Here is a 17737-nt window from a genome sequence, read left to right on the forward strand (position 1 = left end):
AAGCTTATTGATAATTATTTTCATTATCATTTTTGAATTGTTTGATGAGTAGTTAGATTGCTGTTTTAGTTGTTATTTCGAAGTTAAATAATAGAGGTGGAGTGTTAAGAAAGCTTAGGGGGGAGCCTCAAAGCTTTCATAATGTTGATTTAGATTATTTAATACACATCTTTTCGGTAAAGACCTTGCCTTTCTAATCTTGATAATACAGGTTGACCTAATATATCAAGCAACATGCTTTCAACGTCTTTTGCCATACCTTGTAAGCTGCCACAGATAAAAATCGCCGCTCCGTTATTGACCCAGTCTTTTAATTTTGCCTGTTGCGCTAACAAGGCATCTTGTACATAGCCAGAATGACATCGACCTACTCTTATGTTGCTATCAGCGGTCTGCCGAGAAAAAGCGAGATCGATTTCAGTTAAGTGCTTGGCATTAAACCACTCTGTGAGTTCTAGGTGCCAAGGTAAGTCATGCTCTGCGCAACGTTCGCCGTAAAGCAGCCAGTTTTCATGATGTTGCTTTAGTTCTCGATGTTTTAAATGGCCCCTAAGCCCAGCTAAGCCACTGCCATTTCCGATCAATATGAGCTTTTTATGCTCGTCCAATGGATTAAATTTAGGGTTCGCTCTGATTGAGAATGCTTGCGTACTGTCTAAATCTGCGTGATGGCATAGCCAACCAGAGCCGAGACCAAGCTCACCTGTTGGATGTTTTTGTTCTCGCACCAGCAGCTTTAAACTTTGCTCTTGTGGCACACTGGCAATACTGTATTCACGAACGGTATTTTCAATATGTAAACGGGCGATGTCACCGGCTTGCCATGTTAAATCACTTGGCACAGCGAGATTTATCTCAAATAAAGGGGCGCCAGGGCTATTGAGATTTACTTGCTGACGACCAGTGAGCTTGAAGTGCTGAATAGGTAGCTGAGTAGACGACAGCGTTGAACGAGGCACAGCTTCTTCAAGCAAACCCTTGCTTAGTAGGTTTGAGTACCATTCATGGATACTGTTTTCATCAAGCTTATCGACTAAAATTGGTTTAAACAAGGGGGTGCAGTGTTTGCATTGTAGTGCTTGATTGAGCATAAGGCCAAATTGACAATACTGGCCATATGCTTTGTCTCCAAGCGCAAGTACTGCGTAATTTAGATGAGCAAGTGTGCTTTTAAATGTGTCTAACTTGCCCAGAAAATGCCTGCCATTATCAGGGGCTTCGCCTTCGCCATAAGTGCTGGCGATAATTAATAAGGTATCGGCTTGTTTTAATTGTTGCTCAGTGACTTGGTTTAGCGAAATACAAATTGCTGGGTCGCCCTGACTTTTTAGTTTAACATGTAACTCACGAGCTAGTTGCTCACCAGAGCCGCTTTCACTTGCATAGGCAATGAGCGTTTTTGCATGGCGCTGTTTATGGTTTTGAAACTTTGTAACTATGACTTTGCGATAGCAAAACAGCGTAAAGACAAAATAGCCGACCAAAAGCAGGCCGGCTTGTATAAAGGGAGATGCGTTTAGCATTTTAGTCAGGTAGCACTTCTAAAACAGCAATGTAAGTGCCATTTCTTACCATCGCAGGGGCTTTGGCTTGATTATCTTCATATTCCGCTTCTAAAAAGTAACGACCAGCACCATTCCATTTTAATGTTACTATGCCTTCATCATTACTTTTTACTTTAATTTCTTCTTGCGCATTACGGAAACGAGTTCCTTCTTGAATTGCTGTAATTTCAGCACCTACAGCTGGTTTACCATCAATCAAAAATTTGAACTGTGCTGTTTCACCAGCATAAAGTTCATTTGGGTGAGTAATAGCAACCAGTTCTAAACCTTTATTCGTTGGCTCTAGTGTTTTGTGAGTGGGTGCCCCTAAAGTTACAAAGGTTTCCATACGGCGTGTATATTGGCTAATATTTAAGTCGTCAGCTTTTTTAGGCACACGCTTTTCAAATTCAGCCATTGAGAAAGCTTCACCACGCCCAGGGTACCACTTTCGTTTTCCATCGACTTTCCAGCTTGCATATAAGCCACTTGTAGACATAAACACTTTATATGTCCCTTCATCAGTTAAAGCTAAATCAAACACATGGCGGTATTTGCCTTTGTGCATATTTTCAACTTCAGTTGCTGAGCCGTCAGGTTTATTTACTTTCACTCCAGTGAATCGACCTGCATTATAATTTGAAACGAAAATATCGTTTGAAACGGCCGCATCAAAACTTACCCAGCGGTTTTCACCTGATAGCTGTGTTTCTTGTGGCACAATCCAAGCTCGGTGAGCGTTAACGTTAAAGCAGCTAGCTGCTAAGCCCGCTAACAATAGCGACTTAATAAAGGTTACTTTCATGGGGGAGGGTCCTATGGATTAATCGTGAATGAAATGGCGCCAAGCTCGGTTTTACCCGATTTGTTAAATGTTTGCGTATTTGCTTGCGGCCAATTGAACGGAATATTAATGAGCTCTCTGCCACCGACTTCGCGAGCAGCTTCAACGCGTAGGCGATATTTTCCAGCAGGTAGATCTGTTAACTTGGCTTCTGCTAGTGAAAAGTTCAGTTGGTGAGTACCAGGGCCTTGAGTTGCCCCGCTCATACCATCAATAGGTAGCTCTAAGCTTCGACCGGTTCTTCTCCACCACTGACGCATATCTTTTAGCCACTTCTCGCCTTCATTGTTGCGCATATCAACGTCGTACCAGACAGCTAAATTGCTCACTACTTTGTTTTTGCTGTTTTCAATCCAGACTGCGACGTAAGGTTTATGGTATTCCGCAACATCAAGCCTTGGGATCTCGACCGAGACATTAATATCACTCGCTAAAGTTGGTGCAGCAACGACAGCCAATAAGGCTGAGGCTATAATTTGTTTCATATTTGTTCCTTAATGTGCACTGAGTATTAAAATTAGAACTGGAAAGATCGCTCCAGCAACAACTAAAGGCCAAGTGCTTGGACGTTGATTTGCATAGCGAATAAGCAGCCATAAACCACTCAAAGAAAACACAATGCAAAGGATTGAAAAAAAGTCGATAAACCAACGCCAAGCGTCGCTGGTATTTCGTCCTTTATGTAAATCGTTAAGGTATGAGATTACTCCGCGGTCGGTGTTCTCATAGATAAGCAATCCACTTTCAAGCTCAATGGTTAACCAAGCATCACCGCCAGGTTTGGGCATGCCCAAATACACTTCGTAGTCATCCCACTCTGCATCTGTTTTTGGTGTGGCAATATTGTGTTCATTTATCAAAAACTGCCTAACTGCTTGAGGAAGAGGGCCGCTTTCTCGATTGCTCAGCGTTTGTTTAATACCCTCACTAAGCTCAACTTCTAATGTGGTTACCACTGGTGTCGCTTTGATATCAGCTGCATGATTTAGGGTGATCCCCGTTACTGAAAATAACAACATACCGACAAGGCATAATGCAGATGTGATCCAGTGCCATTGTCTGACAGTGCCAAGCAAATTTGAAAGTTTCATTATTAATTACAACGGGCTGACGACTATTTTATCCAAGGCAATTATACATATGAAATTTTAAATGAGAAGGGTTTTTATTTGCATTAATTGAAGTGGGAAAATGTACGAATCAATACTGTACAGGGGATTGCATATGAAAAGAGTTAACAGGTAACCTAGAAGGAAAATTTGCCTTCTAGGTTAAGAAAATACTGGTTACTGGCCGCTTAAACGCTTACCAAATGAAATTGCATAAGCCATTGAACGCATTTTCAGTACTGGGTCGTCACTGGCCGTAAAGCCTTGTGAAATCACATTTGGGTCAAAGTTGATTGGCGTACAAGCAACTCCGCCTGATTGTTTAAGTACTACTTTACCAAGTGCGACTTGTGTTCTGTCTGCAGGCCATTGAACTGAGGGGTCATTTACCACATCTTGCTTTTCACCAATGACAGCATTAAGCGTAAAAGATACAGTACCTTGAGTAAGTTGATTAGTGAGCTTGTCAGCTAAAAAAGCGGGCTTAAGCTGCTGGGCTTGTTCTTTTGATAGTGTTTTTACACCTAAATCAGGTGTAAGTTGCCAGCGGAATTTTACTTGCTCAGCAGCATTACCGTAAAAGAAAGTATGTAAACCAAAAAACTCGGTGTTAGCGTACGAAGCGGGTGTTTTAGCTTGTGCATTCCAAGCCACATTGCCTTGCACACTTGGATTATTCTTTATGTATTCTTGTGTTTTCTTTGGGTCGCGTTTGCCATTTTCATCGGGCAATAAGGTTGATAAAAAGCCAAAGAAGGTTTCGGGATCTTTTCCTGCAAAGACCGGGAAGTTATTACCGGTAAAAATATGTCGTGCGCCACCTGGCAAATTAATTTGCATACCCATACCACGCGTGCCAGTTGTGCGCTCGTCAGCGATTGGGTTACCGCCACCCATTGAAAATCTTAGGGTGACTGGGAGGTTTCCGTTACTTAAAAGTGGCGCATTTTTGAATAATGCAGATTGAGTATTGGGCTGAAACTCTCCAGTAGCACATACACCTGAAGCATGAGCTTTGCGAAACCCTGGGTGCTTACCGTTTAATTTTTCAAATAGCTGAATAAACTCGTTGGCAGATACGGGCTGTGAAGAAGCGATAACTTGGTTTGAAAATGTTATTCCTAAAGCGATACTAATTATGGATAAGTGTCTGAACATTAAGAGAAGTCCTCTGTCTTTTATGAAGTACAAATTATCATTAGCCCTTAATCGTTTTTAGTCTCTCAAGAGAGCGTTTAAATTAGATAATTGGTATAAATAATAGTTGTACTGTTAAAGACAGCAATTTGTTCAAAAATATTTCACAAAGAAGTAAGTATTAACTCAAAGAAAGCAATATATTATTGCTGGGAGTTGTTATTTGACTTCGGGTGAATATAGACTTTTTGTAGTGTGTCTTTGAAATGCTTGACACAATTTTTACCATGTTCTTTAGCTAGGAATAATGCTTTGTCAGCACCCGTTAGTAGGCGTTTTGCAGATATATTTTCATCCGCCATTGATGTATGTATACCTATGCTTAGTGATTGATATTCAGGCCATTTCGATTCATCATCAAAGAATAACTTACGAAGTCGTTGAGCAAATCTAACAGCATCTTTAGGCCCTAAGTTAGGACATATTATAATAAATTCGTCCCCACCCCAGCGAACAATATGATCATATTTTCTTGAATGGCTTTTTAAAAAGTTAGCCAAGAAGACCAGTGCTTTATCTCCCATTTCATGTCCATACTCATCATTGATTAATTTGAAGTTATCAAGATCGAGCAAGATCAACGTTAAGGGGTGCTGCCTATGTTTGCATTGTTGCAATTCAATTTCTAAAGTACTGTCAAATGCTCTTCTGTTAAGCAAACCTGTTAAGTGGTCGGTCGAGGCCTCGATAGCCAGTTTTTTATGTGCTGTTTTGTCTTTTATCATGCACACAGTGTGAAAGTGTTTTCCAATCAATTTATTTGCTAAGGAAATTGCGACTTCAATCTCGCCTCTATCTTTGGTTTTACACAGAAGATTTTCATGCCTTTGGGACATATCCAAAGATTGGGGTTTAGACATAAATTTCTTTCTATTATCTTGATGCGCCTCTTTCAATTCATCAGGAACGAGCTCTTCGACACTCATTTGGCAAAGCTCTTCGGAGGAGTAGCCTAAAATAGCTGATGCTGATTCATTACTACTGATAATCTTACCTTGTGAATCAATATATAAAATACCATCTGGTGATAGATTTAAGATGGTATTCAGTTGCCTTGAAGAGCGAAACTCTTTTCTTAGAAACTTGAAGGTTAATAGACTGGAGAGCAGCATCAAAGGTAATAATATGGTCAATAGAATAATATTACGTTGACTGATTTTTTTTGTTTCTTGCGCAGTTTGAGTCTTGAGCGTTTTTAGTTTAGGTAAAATAGCTAACCGTAGAGTTTCTAGTGCGGCCTGAGCTTTACTATCGTCTACTTTTACTCGCTCATCTAGTTGTAAAATATCTAGCTGCGGATTATCTCGAGCATACAGAAGCTTTTGGTAATATAGCTCGAGGGTTTCAAGAATTACGGCAATGTGTTGATGCGAAGTTGAATCTTTGAGCGTGTTTTTTAATTGAGATAATGACGTTTTACTTTTTATATAGCGCCTTTCAGCTTGCTGAAAATATTGTTGCTCTCTGCGAATAATATAATTTTTAAAGTGATGGATAAAACCAACATAACCTAAATTTCTTTCAAGCTCGGCCAATTCAATCGCATTGACAACTTTCATGGTGGCTTTACCATCCCAACTTTTTTGCAGGTCATCGGTGCTATTAATTTGTAGGATCGTAAAAACAACTAAAGACAGGTTAGCGAAAAGAGTAAGTAATATAACTAGAATAAAATTGAGATTGAGCTTTTTCATAGTCATCCATGAAGAATCGAAAAATATAAAAAGAAAGACCCACAAACCTTAGTCCACAGCCCAATTTTAGTAAAAATTACGGCTAATGAAAATTATAAAATTTGTTCTCACGTTTATTTCGAATAATTTAATGAGCCGAAAGAGAAAAGCAGGTTTCACCGAAGCTGAAACAGCTAAGCTTGAAGAAATGAGTGCAATTGCAGCGTCAAATTATAAGTATAAGGTGCTACATCGATTACCTGTCAGTGACTGAATTATTTATCTGAATAAATTAGTAATTTTAAAGACGGGTAATCGATTTAATTAATTTTAAATTTGGGTTATTTGGCGTATTTTTAGCTGGTCTTATTAACTACCCCCTCCGCAGCCCCCACCAGAACAGCCTCCAGAGTCACCACCTCCGTCGGCAGCACCGCTTGAGCCACATGAAGCAGAGCAACCTATATGTGTCGCACAATAACCCTCTTTACCGACCCCTTGGCAATTAAGTTGATACTTAAATCCATCTTCGATATCAAGCAAGGCATCTATTGCGAATAAAAGTGGTAATCGGGTAGGTTTTAGAGGAGAAATTCTTTCTTTCGCACATGCTAGTTTCCAAGCGGTCTTTATGCCTTGTTGAGCTGATTTGGGAGAAGACATGGCTTCGGCTGGATGGTGGTGTAAAAAACGGCCAAACGCTTTTTGGCAAAAGTCCTGATAGAACTTGGTAAATAAAATGAGTTCATGCCATGCCACATCAACAACCTGCGAAGGCATTGAAACAGGCTTACCTTTGGCTAATAAATTTACATGGAACCATTCTCTCAAGCCCCTTTCTACTGTTTTTAACTGATCGTCAGACAGATGCGGATAGCGGTTCTTAACCGTCTGCAAAACTTTTGTGGGTACTTTAAAATTTATTATGTGGGCTTTTCTTTTAGCTAATCGTTTTGATTTAAATTTGAATGCAGTAAATAGCAATACCAGCACTGCAATAATGCCAATTAAAATATATGCTTCCATAGCGTGTCCAGAGATTCATTATTTTTATTTATCAGCACTGTACCAGAATAGTGTACCTATTTGGCAGTATTAATTTTTGTGAGAAACCGCACAAAAAGCTGTTCTGTAAATCACCTTTCTTATATGTTTTAACTCTTATAAAAAAACGGGATGATAAAGTGGAAAGGTTATTTGTATATGGGACGCTCGCCCCGGGCAAGCCAAATGAGCATATTTTGCAGGCAGTTGAAGGTGAATGGTTGCCTGCGACTGTCAAAGGAGAACTGCATCAAGCCGGGTGGGGAGCTGAACTCGGCTTTCCTGCAATTAAACTTGATGATGCAGCTGGTGAAGTCTCAGGGCTGTTATTTTGTTCTCATACATTGAAAGAACACTGGGCCATGCTTGATGAGTTTGAGGGTGAACAATACGAACGCGTTATTGTGAATGCAACCCTTGAGAGTGGCGAGCAAGTTGAGGCATACGTTTACTCACTGGCTTCATCGAAAAGTGCGTAATTAAACCTTAAATAACGCGGCTAATAAAAACGGGCGAATCAGAGTTCGCCCATGATTTTAAGCACGTTTTAGTTTGCCTAGCTTTTTCACATAAGCTTGAAAGTCATCAAATCCACCTATGTGCTGGTCATTAATGAATATCTGCGGCACGGTTCTTCGCCCGCCGCTCAGCTCAACCATATTGTTAAATGCATCTTGGTCATCTGATACTTCAATTTCTTTGTATTGCCACTCTAATTTGGCTAGTAACGCTTTGGCTGCTTTGCAATAAGGGCAGTAGTCTTTATGAAACAATGTGATGTTGGCCATGGGGTTGGTATTTGATCCGGTTTGCTTAATTTGTGCAAGCAAGTTTAAATAGAGCCCATTCATTGCACTATGTCATAATATTCGAAAATCATGTCCGAAAGTCCAAATATATACTTAAATGACCCCGATCCTTTGAGTGTGCTGTTGAAGCGCTTGTCACTTAACGCTGAGGTGTATGTTAACGGCGATTTTTGTGGCACATGGGCCGTTGATACATCAGGTAGTCGTCGTATTCCATTTCATTTAATTGGTGATGGTGAGGCTTGGTTGCATATTAATGGTGAGGTTACGCAACTACAGAAATGGGACTTGGTGATTTTTCCGCACGATCATCAACATATCATTGCCAGCTCTGCGGATAAGCCTGATGAACAGTTAATAAACGCCCCAATGAGCAATGATGGCGCAGTAACCAATATGGTCTGTGGCTTTTTTGAATTTAAGCATGCTCAGATAAATCCGCTATTAGATGCAATGCCTGAGGTGATCCATCTACAAGCAAGTACAAATACTGATGATGCTAAAACTCGCAGGCTGATTGAAATGATGATCAACGAGTTAAAGCAGGCTAGGGTAGGATGCTATACCGTGGTTGATCAATTGGCTTATCTGCTTTTTATTGAAGTTTTACGACAACAAGTTGAAACAAGTGCATTAAATTCAGGACTATTAGCTGCGATGTTTGATACGCGAATAGGCAAGGCATTGAATGCGATTCACCAAAACCCACAACGCAATTGGCAGCTACAAGCATTGGCCGACGAAGCGCTGATGAGTCGCTCGAACTTTTCCGACAAGTTTACAAGTCTGGTTGGTTTAAGTCCTATGAAGTATTTAGTTAAATGGCGCATGGTCGAGGCATATCGTTTGCTTGTGAATACCGAGAAAAGTGTTGCCGATATAGCACAGCTCAGTGGCTATGAATCAGAAGCGGCTTTTCGTAAAGCATTTAAACAACACCAAGGTGAAGCACCGGGTGCGGTAAGAAGTGAGTCTAATAGGATTTAGCATGACAACAGTTCAAATAGCCCGTTATGTGATTACTTTTGTGTGGTTGTATCACGGTATTTTTCCAAAGCTTATACATATTGCACCACTCGAACAGCTCATGACGGGCAGCATAGGTTTTTCAGATGATATTTCTTATTTAATAACTAAGGCGGCGGGTATTGGCGAAGTGATATTTGGTTTGCTATTTTTCGTTTTTTATAAAACTAAGTTCATGAATATCTTAAATATACTCGCACTGGCTTTTTTATTACTCTCGGTTGTTATGCTTCAACCGCAATTGTTAATTGAAGCTTTTAATCCAGTGACCACAAACTTGCCAATCATGGTATTTAGCTTTGTACTCTTAAACGAAATCAAGCAAGGTAAGTTGTAAATTAAGGAAAAGATAAACATGAATAACCCAATAGAGAAGTTCAATGATTTATGGCGACAAGCATTACTGGATTCGCCTTTACAGCAGAAGAGCGCAGTTTGTGTATCGACCATAAACGCAGAAGGGTTTCCTGAAAGCCGCTTTGTAGATCTAAAACAGGTTGATGAACAAGGTTTTGTATTTTGTACTTATTATGATTCAAACAAGGGTCAAGAAATCAGTTGTAACCCAAAAGTTTCATTGACTGTATGGTGGGATCACATCGGCCAGCAAGTAAGAGTTGTCGGGCTAGCAGAACAGATCTCGGAGCAAGCTGCAATACAGTTTTGGCAGACACGTTCGCGTTCAGCACAACTAACCACATTAAGCTGCGAACAAAGCCAGCCGCTATCGTCAGAGTCAGCTTTAGTTGAGCAGTTTGATAAAACTCAACAAACATTTGAAGGGAAGGAAGTAACAAAACCTGAAAAGTGGGGAGGGTATCGTATTCGACCTGTCTCAATTGAGTTTTTAGCATTCGCAGAAAGCCGCTTACATCTTAGGACTCGTTTTACCAAAAAAAATGATGTTTGGACAAAAATGTTGCTGCAACCTTAAAGCATAAAAATGAATACCCTAGCCTAATCTAGGGTATTCAAATTACTCATTAGAAAGTAAAGCGAACTGTCACACTGTGGTGACCATCTTCTTTTACTTTAACTAATACTTTTGCACCCTCAGGAATAACAATATTAGCTGACATTTTGTTACCGCCAGCCGTAGTCAGTTCAACATCAGATTTCTTACCCTTTGCAAGTACTGTAATGTCACCTGTTACTTTTTCCGTTGGGTAAGGCTTACCATGGTCACGAAGGTATAAGCTTGCACCTGATTCTTCGCGAACAAGTTCAAACACCATTTCGTGCTCAACTTTCACTACGCCACCATGAAGGGGCTTTGTATCACCATGTGCTGATGCATTTGGTGCAAAGAACAGGGCGCTAAACGCTACGAACGCTAGTGTAATAAATGTGTTTTTCATATTTTATTTCTCTTTATGTTGATATTAAAAAGGTCTCTCCCTTCATACATAGGTAAAGGGAAGCGAGTTATTAAATAAGTTCTTTTGAGTTACTGCTCAGCCATTTTTCAGTCGGTTTTTTACCAAATTTCCAATACAGCAAAGGGGTTAACAAGGTATCTAACAAAGTCGAGCTCATAAGGCCTGAGAAAATAACAATTGCAACAGGGTGTAAAATCTCTTTACCCGGTTGATCGGCCGCCCACAACAAAGGTATTAACGCGAACGCTGTTACCATTGAGGTCATCAGAACGGGTGATAAACGCTCTTTAGCACCGCGAATAATCAAGGCTTTATCGAATGACTCGCCCTCAAAGCGAATTGAGTTTAGATAGTGGCTAATTTTTAAAATACCATTTCGTGCAGCAATGCCCGTTAGGGTAATAAACCCAACCACAGAGGCGACCGACAGCGAAGTATGGGTTAACCACATTGCAATCACTGCACCAATCAAGGCCATAGGTAAACTACACATAATAATGGTTGCAAACACCATGGATTGATAGCGCAGATAAAGTACTAAGAAGATCAGTGCAAATGACAAAACTGACAGCACAATCAATAAACGCATGGCTTGTTCTTGCGCTAAAAATTGCCCTTCTAGACTAATAAAACTGTCATCGGGTAGCTCATGCGCAGCCACGATTTCGCGAATATCTGCAAGCAGCGTTTTTACATCGACATTTTCACTGTTGGCATATAACACTAATCGACGTCGTCCATTTTCACGAAGCACCTGATTCGGGCCATCAAGCAATTGAATATCGGCAATATAGGAAACTGGAATTGCACCCGCTGGCGAATCAATTAGGGTCTTTGCAATGGCTGCAGGCGTTCGGTTTTGATCTTCTAAGCGAAGTACCAACTCAAAGCGTTTTACCCCATCTATCACATCGGTTACGCTGGTGCCTTCAGTAAGCATATTTAACTGGCGAAGCGCTGAGCCCGGTGTTAAGCCATATTTAGCTAAGTCTTCATACTTTAAACGCACACTCAACTGCGGAATAAGCACTTGCTTTTCAATGTTGATATCGACAAGACCTGGAACGCTTTCAAGTTTTTTACGCAGACTTTCTGCACTGATACGTAAGCCCTCTAAATCATCACCAAACAGCTTAATCGCAAGCTGCGCACGCACACCCGATAATAAGTGGTCGAGTCTATGCGAAATTGGCTGACCGATAGCAACTTGCCCTGGCAAAACAGACAATTTGTCACGAATTTCAGCAAGCACTTCATCGCGACTTCGTTCTGACGGGATTAAGTCGACATCTACCTCTGACGAGTGAACGCCTTCAGCGTGTTCATCTAATTCCGCGCGCCCTGTGCGTCTTCCCACTTGCGTGACTTCTGGCACTGACAGTAGTAATGATTCTGCTAAATGCCCCATTTTATTCGACTCTTCAAGCGATGTACCTGGCTCAAAAATAATACCAAGCACCAAGGAACCTTCATTAAATGCAGGTAAAAAAGCACGGGGAAATTGCGAAATACTTGCCGCCGAAAGCAGTGCTACAACACCTGTTACCGCAATCAGCTGTTTTGACTTAGGCAACGCCCAATCAATCCAAAGGCTTTGTAAGTGCTTTAATTTTACTACCAACCAACTATCGCCTTGGTGGATCACTTTGGCATTCGGTAATAAGTAGTAACACAGCACAGGGGTCACCGTCATCGACACCAATAGTGAGCCTAGGATCGCAACAATATAGGCAAGCCCTAACGGCGAGAATAATCGGCCTTCAATGCCTGGTAGCGCAAACAGTGGTAAAAATACCAAGATAACAATCGCGGTCGCGTAAACAATGCCTGAGCGCACTTCTACACTGGCTTGCCACACCACATCAAAGACAGATTTTGGTGATTGCGATTGCGCGTTTTGTTTTAAGCGCCTGAGAATATTTTCAACGTCTACTACCGAGTCATCCACTAATTCACCAATGGCAATTGCAAGACCGCCTAAGGTCATAACGTTAATGCTTTGACCAAGCCATTGAAAAATCAATACCGTCACCGCTAAAGAAAGCGGAATAGCAAACAGTGAAATCAGCGTTGTTTTTGCAGAAAGTAAAAACAAAAACAGCACGATAGTCACCATAATGGCACCGTCTCGCAGCGCTTCTGTCACATTATCAATGGATGATTTAATAAAATCTGCTTGGCGAAACAATACTTGTGGCTGAGCAATGCCTTTTGGTAAACCTGCATTGAGCTCAGCTAAAGCTGATTCAATTTGCGTAGTTAATTGCACTGTGTCGGCATTGGGTTGTTTCTGCACATTAATCACCACCGCTGGCTTGCCATTAAAGCCGCCATCACCGCGTTTTTCAGCTGCGGCATAACTCACAGAAGCAACCTGTGATAGAAGTACAGGACGGCCATCATGCCAACCAACCGCTAAGTTTTTCAGGTGTTCCACATCGAGCGTGCGGCCTTGGTGGCGAATTAAATATTCTTGATTGTTTAAATCAACAAAGCCACCACCGAAATTAGCAGCAAAGTCATTTAGCGATGCTTGCAGTGACGCTAAATCCACATTTAGTTGGCGCATGCGCATTGTATCGGGCGCAACACGGAGTTGACGCACTTCACCGCCAATTGGGATCACTTGTGATACACCAGGAATGGCTAATAAGTGTGGGCGCAAAACAAAATCGGCGTATTCACGGGCGGCCATTGCATCGGTGTCACCATCAGCATCAATGGGCAGCGCAATCAACATCACCTCACCCATAATCGACGACACAGGCCCCATTACAGACGTAATGCCAGTCGGTAGCTGCTCTGATGCTAAATCTAATCGCTCAGAGACCAACTGACGATTGCGATAAATATCGGTATCCCATTCAAACTCAATGTAAATAATGGATAAACCAATGCCAGAAGTTGAGCGAATACGGGTAACACCAGTCACTCCATTAAGTAAATTTTCAAGGGGAAAAGTCACTAATTGTTCAACTTCCTCAGGGGCCATACCTCCTGCTTCAGTTAACACAGTAACAACCGGTTTATTAAGGTTTGGAAATACATCCACTGGCAGCTTTTGACCTTGCAACACACCGTAAGCCATCATGACAAAGGCAAGCAAGAGCACAACCAAACGGTTTTTTAAGCTGCTTTTTACTAATAAATTAAACATTTATATTGCCTATCTCACTTGGTTTAACAGTGATGCACCTGTCACCACAACGCGATTATCAGCACCGAGTCCTTCAGTGACTAACACAAGCCCTGGTTCAAGATGTTGATAGCGAATTAGTTGAGGTAAAAAACGCTCTGCCGAGAGTTTTATCCACACTTGCGGCAAATTATTTTGACTCAATACAACGGCATCCGCAGGGATCACAATGCCTTGTTGCTTTTCATTAATAGGCGCTTGTAAGCTAATGTTTTGATTGATAAATAAGCTGTTTTCAGCTTGCTCTTGTGCCAACTCAAAATTAACATGCACTAAGCCATTCACAAGCTCGGGTGAAAATCCCAAATAGTTAAGTGAGATTGCTGGCTGCTCAATCACTTTTGCTGAGGTTAATTGCTGAGTAAGCGATAAATCACTGGTGCTTGCTTCAATGAGATATTGGTTTGGCGCGATTATCTCAAACAAGGCTTCACCCGCTTCAACCCATTGCCCGCGTGAAACTGTGTGGTTAATAAGCACCCCCGAGATTGGGGCAATTAATACCTCTGGTTTCTCTAGACCTTTTTGCAACGCTTGAGCCTGTTGCTTTAAGCTTAAAAGCTCAGTTTCTAGCTGCTCTAATGCTTGTTTTGAGGCTAAATCTCCAAGCTTCTTTAAACGCGCAACATCGCGATTGGTTTGCTCAATACGATTGCGGATCGCGATTAACTCACTGGTTTGACTGGCAAGTTCATAGGCGGTGTCTTGATAACGAATAAGGCCAAGCACATCGCCTGCATTCACTTTTGCACCCGTTGGATAAATACCAGTTTCAGGTGCGTCTAATCGACCATGACTACTTGATTGAATTTTTGCGTAACCATCTGGGTGCGGCTTAACAATAGCGTCTAAACGAACATGTTTTTTTACTTCTGACTCAGTAACAAATTGAGTGCGTATATTAAGTAAAGCTTGGTGCTTCATCGGCATAATAACAGAGCCATCTGCTTGTTTGCCGAGCGCACCCTCAACTTTGTTAGACTTTTGATCTAAGTGTTCACCGTTAGGGCCATGTGCACCAGGCGAGGCAAATAAACTCAGCGAGCATAAACTTAGAGATAACAATACCGCGTTTTTAAGCTTCATTATTTACGCTCCTTAGATAAACGACCAACAAACAAACCAATCACAAATACCCCAATACACAGCAAAACAATTAGCCATGGGAAGTCATGGTGATGGTCATCATGTTCGGCATTTTCATGTGTATCAGTTGTTTCAACTGCTTGGTGGTTTTCTAAATTTGCCACTAATAAATCGCCATTGTCTTCGGTCAAGATTGTCATGACGATTTCGTGTAACCCCGCTTGTTTTAGCTTCTTGAGTAGCGTTTGCTCGGTAACAATATAGGCTTGTTGCTGCGCTGAAAATTCAGCACTTGTGGCCATTTCGCCAAGCTCTAAATCGATTGATGCATCAGAAATTGGGGTATTGGTTTTAAAATCATGGAGGTAAATAACCAGTTGGTTTTCAAGCAACTCACCAGCCAATTCAAAGGTTTCGGTGAAGCTTTCAAACTTCGGATTGATTGAAGCCGCGACTTTAGTTCGCGTATCTAAATGTTCACCATTTGGGCCATGGGCACCAGGAGACGCTATCGCTTTAGTGATAAAAGCAAGCGATAACACAAGTACAACGAAGATAAAACGTGCACTAAACTGCTTTTGATGCAGTGCATAAAATGTAACAGACATAATTAATCCAAAAAAACAAAAACACTAGCCGAGCGACAAAAGTCACTGACTACGAAACGTTAATTTGAATTAAGCCCGAGGGGGAGGTGTGGTATGTTTTATAAAGGGCGGTGACCAATTATTATTAATTGATACAATTGAGCCCATTGGTTTTATTTCGGCTTTGGAATAAGGGAAAGCATCTAGAGCAACCGTTGCACAGCAATGTAAGTCTTGATTAATGTGTTTTACGGCGTCTTTAGTGAATGAAATTTCAAACTCGCTTTCGTTGTCATGATCATGACTATGCGGCTGACCTATTTCATGAAGTAATTGGTGAACATCGCCTTGAGTATGGTGCTCTTCTCCATGCGCAATACTTCCGAATACCTGAGTACTCAGAATGCAAAGCATCATTATAAGAAGAGTTAATTTACGCATTAGGCGACTGTTTTCATAAAAATTTTGCCTGATGCTAACACCGAAATTCCACAAGCTCAATTTTTAATTATTAAAAATGTCTTCGTTTTTTTGATTAGTAACTGAATCTAAAACTAATCAAATAGACAAAAAAGTCAGGCTAAGTTCCCTGAGATAAGGGCGTGTTTATCTTTGAGGTATGAGTTTTGTTCAAATCAAAGGCTTTCGATACGCGAAATGAGCAGCGCAGCATAATGGGTTATGTAAGTGGCGAATGACAAAGTAGTGGAAGCCTTTGGTTGAACTCTTCGAGCAGCGCGAGTTGAACATTTATTCGGCGTTATCGGCTAACTTACATAGAATAACTATGCTTCGCAGCCTCTGCCTTGCCTAAATATCCAACTCACAGCTGCAAAAACACACAACAAAGGTCAACACGCCCTAAGCCTGACAAACAAACTTAGCCGCTTAGCGGTTAAAGTTTGTTAGGGTCGACCTCTTCTACCTCGGGCCATTCTGAATTAGCTTCAATAATGTGCTTAGGTACGTTTTCAGCCCAAGCTTTATAAACGTCTAAGTTTTTGTTTACATATAGCTTGCCGTCAACGACTTCAAATGCCTTACCGTCGATGTCGAATTTTTTACCGAATGTCATACCGTAAGCGCAGAAGCCGCCATATTGAGGGGCGTACTTAGCTGGGTTTGTGTTAAATAAGTCTCTATTTTCAGCTGATGCGAAACGGTAAATTGCGTCGTTATATACGGCGGTAAACTTTGCGCTACCAAGAACAGGTTTACCTTCTGTGAAGTAACCAATTACATCGTGACCCGCTAAAATAACGCCATTTTGATCTGTTTCAGTATCGTGACCTGCATGGGCGATTGATGAAATACCGATTAAAGCCACGGCTATTGCAGTTTTGAAAGAAGTGAATAAAGCCATCAGATTTGCTCCAAATGTTCAAGTTGTTGATAGCTTAACCAGTGAGCAAATTTGCAGATATATCCAAACTGCCAGAATATATGTCGAAAAATCCGAATCGTTTAAACCCAGTGCTAATGGATATTAAGTGCTTTTTTAAACTTATATTTTACAGAGCGCCAATGCGTCATTGGGGTGGTGGGCGCTGACTCTATCAAACTGTCGAAGTCTATATCAGCAAAGTCTAACTCGCCGTCGTGCGCCAAAATAACAGACTTGGGCTGAAGTAATTTAATTGCCAGCAACGAATTGCGGTAACGTCGCGGATAAAACAGTGGAAATGGTGGTATTAATTTACCTTTAACTTTAACCATTAAATCAGCCACATAAACACGCTCTGATGGAATATGATAAGCGGCAATGTCTCGATCGGTGTGACCAGGAATGTGCATGACTTGCCAGTCATCAAACCCAGGTATGGTCATGCCGTCTGCGAGAAAATGGTCGGCTCGCAACTTTCTTGGGTAAAATAGATTCTGTTTTTTCTTCCCTTTTCGACCTGCAACATAAAGCGCGAGTAGCATATCAGTCCAATGCATTAACATGCCATCTAGGCCGCGATACCAGTGCCCTGGTGCATTACATGCAGCAATTTTTGCCCCTGTGGTTTTAGCAAGTTTATGTGCGCCACCTGCATGATCAGGGTGCATATGAGTCACGAGAATGACTTTTAAGTCGCCAATGGCACGATTGAGTGTTTGCGTGATAAAGCTCAGGACAATGTCATGATCTGCACGACAGCAACCATCAAGCAGCATGAGTTTATCTTGATATTCAACAAGATAAATTGTTTGTATATAACCTTCTATTTGATGAATTTTCATTAAGATACTCCCCAACG

General features: G+C 41.2%; 20 protein-coding genes. 5 read left to right on the plus strand and 15 right to left on the minus strand.

Annotated features, from left to right (window positions below; translation table 11 throughout):
- Positions 1-158 precede the first annotated feature (158 nt).
- The 6 genes from PP2015_RS18720 to PP2015_RS18745 form a co-directional block, all read right to left on the minus strand.
- Positions 159-1523, minus strand: coding sequence for a sulfite reductase subunit alpha (locus PP2015_RS18720; RefSeq protein WP_058032023.1), 1365 nt, complete (start codon positions 1521-1523; stop codon positions 159-161).
- Position 1524: 1 nt separating this feature from the next.
- Positions 1525-2349 (minus strand): DUF4198 domain-containing protein, encoded by an 825-nt coding sequence (locus tag PP2015_RS18725; protein WP_058032024.1) that lies wholly within the window; start codon positions 2347-2349, stop codon positions 1525-1527.
- 11 nt (positions 2350-2360) lie between these two features.
- Positions 2361-2873 (minus strand): DUF2271 domain-containing protein, encoded by a 513-nt coding sequence (locus tag PP2015_RS18730; protein ID WP_058032025.1) that lies wholly within the window; start codon positions 2871-2873, stop codon positions 2361-2363.
- A 9-nt stretch (positions 2874-2882) separates the two neighbouring features.
- Entirely contained in the window at positions 2883-3479 is a 597-nt protein-coding gene (locus PP2015_RS18735; RefSeq protein WP_058032026.1) for a PepSY-associated TM helix domain-containing protein, read from the minus strand.
- Between the two features lie 195 nt (positions 3480-3674).
- Positions 3675-4655: a catalase family peroxidase gene (locus PP2015_RS18740; RefSeq protein WP_058032027.1), complete on the minus strand. Its 981-nt coding sequence runs from the start codon at positions 4653-4655 to the stop codon at positions 3675-3677.
- Between the two features lie 182 nt (positions 4656-4837).
- Positions 4838-6388 carry a sensor domain-containing diguanylate cyclase gene (locus tag PP2015_RS18745; RefSeq protein WP_058032028.1) on the minus strand — a complete coding sequence of 517 codons (1551 nt, stop codon included), beginning with the start codon at positions 6386-6388 and terminating at the stop codon, positions 4838-4840.
- A gap of 130 nt (positions 6389-6518) precedes the next feature.
- On the opposite strand from PP2015_RS18745, the gene PP2015_RS22140 reads away from it, so the two are divergent.
- Complete coding sequence (locus PP2015_RS22140; protein WP_257720526.1) at positions 6519-6641, plus strand: hypothetical protein; 123 nt, start codon at positions 6519-6521, stop codon at positions 6639-6641.
- 95 nt (positions 6642-6736) lie between these two features.
- Here the strand turns inward: PP2015_RS22140 and PP2015_RS18750 are convergent, their stop codons facing one another.
- On the minus strand, positions 6737-7393 hold the full coding sequence (locus PP2015_RS18750) for a glycine-rich domain-containing protein (RefSeq protein WP_058032029.1): 657 nt from the start codon (positions 7391-7393) through the stop codon (positions 6737-6739).
- Positions 7394-7551: 158 nt separating this feature from the next.
- Between PP2015_RS18750 and PP2015_RS18755 the strand changes: the two genes are divergently transcribed.
- Complete coding sequence (locus PP2015_RS18755; protein ID WP_058032030.1) at positions 7552-7890, plus strand: gamma-glutamylcyclotransferase family protein; 339 nt, start codon at positions 7552-7554, stop codon at positions 7888-7890.
- A gap of 57 nt (positions 7891-7947) precedes the next feature.
- Here the strand turns inward: PP2015_RS18755 and grxC are convergent, their stop codons facing one another.
- A complete protein-coding gene (grxC, locus tag PP2015_RS18760; RefSeq protein WP_227009276.1) occupies positions 7948-8262 on the minus strand; it encodes a glutaredoxin 3 in 315 nt (104 codons plus the stop codon).
- A gap of 27 nt (positions 8263-8289) precedes the next feature.
- Here grxC and PP2015_RS18765 point away from each other — a divergent pair, with 27 nt between their 5' ends.
- From PP2015_RS18765 to pdxH, 3 genes are read left to right on the plus strand one after another with little or no spacing between them, the layout of a single operon-like run.
- Positions 8290-9207: an AraC family transcriptional regulator gene (locus PP2015_RS18765; RefSeq protein ID WP_083496684.1), complete on the plus strand. Its 918-nt coding sequence runs from the start codon at positions 8290-8292 to the stop codon at positions 9205-9207.
- A 1-nt stretch (position 9208) separates the two neighbouring features.
- Positions 9209-9583 (plus strand): DoxX-like family protein, encoded by a 375-nt coding sequence (locus tag PP2015_RS18770; RefSeq protein ID WP_058032032.1) that lies wholly within the window; start codon positions 9209-9211, stop codon positions 9581-9583.
- Positions 9584-9601: 18 nt separating this feature from the next.
- Positions 9602-10180: a pyridoxamine 5'-phosphate oxidase gene (gene pdxH / locus PP2015_RS18775; protein WP_058032033.1), complete on the plus strand. Its 579-nt coding sequence runs from the start codon at positions 9602-9604 to the stop codon at positions 10178-10180.
- Positions 10181-10229: 49 nt separating this feature from the next.
- Here the strand turns inward: pdxH and PP2015_RS18780 are convergent, their stop codons facing one another.
- The 7 genes from PP2015_RS18780 to PP2015_RS18810 all read right to left on the minus strand — a co-directional run bounded on the left by PP2015_RS18780 (position 10230) and on the right by PP2015_RS18810 (position 17720).
- Positions 10230-10604 (minus strand): hypothetical protein, encoded by a 375-nt coding sequence (locus PP2015_RS18780; protein ID WP_058032034.1) that lies wholly within the window; start codon positions 10602-10604, stop codon positions 10230-10232.
- Between the two features lie 70 nt (positions 10605-10674).
- The gene (locus PP2015_RS18785; RefSeq protein WP_058032035.1) at positions 10675-13782 is read right to left on the minus strand and encodes an efflux RND transporter permease subunit; all 3108 of its coding nucleotides are present in this window, start codon (positions 13780-13782) and stop codon (positions 10675-10677) included.
- 9 nt (positions 13783-13791) lie between these two features.
- On the minus strand, positions 13792-14907 hold the full coding sequence (locus PP2015_RS18790; protein ID WP_058032036.1) for an efflux RND transporter periplasmic adaptor subunit: 1116 nt from the start codon (positions 14905-14907) through the stop codon (positions 13792-13794).
- Positions 14907-15515 (minus strand): hypothetical protein, encoded by a 609-nt coding sequence (locus PP2015_RS18795; RefSeq protein ID WP_058032037.1) that lies wholly within the window; start codon positions 15513-15515, stop codon positions 14907-14909. The genes PP2015_RS18790 and PP2015_RS18795 overlap by 1 nt, the downstream gene beginning before the upstream one ends.
- Before the next feature lie 69 nt (positions 15516-15584).
- Positions 15585-15935 (minus strand): hypothetical protein, encoded by a 351-nt coding sequence (locus PP2015_RS18800; RefSeq protein ID WP_058032038.1) that lies wholly within the window; start codon positions 15933-15935, stop codon positions 15585-15587.
- A gap of 454 nt (positions 15936-16389) precedes the next feature.
- On the minus strand, positions 16390-16860 hold the full coding sequence (locus tag PP2015_RS18805) for a YHS domain-containing (seleno)protein (RefSeq protein WP_405127378.1): 471 nt from the start codon (positions 16858-16860) through the stop codon (positions 16390-16392).
- Positions 16861-16970: 110 nt separating this feature from the next.
- The gene (locus PP2015_RS18810) at positions 16971-17720 is read right to left on the minus strand and encodes an MBL fold metallo-hydrolase (RefSeq protein ID WP_058032040.1); all 750 of its coding nucleotides are present in this window, start codon (positions 17718-17720) and stop codon (positions 16971-16973) included.
- Positions 17721-17737: the final 17 nt, after the last annotated feature.

Origin of the sequence: Pseudoalteromonas phenolica (assembly GCF_001444405.1) — a bacterium.
GTDB lineage: Bacteria > Pseudomonadota > Gammaproteobacteria > Enterobacterales > Alteromonadaceae > Pseudoalteromonas > Pseudoalteromonas phenolica.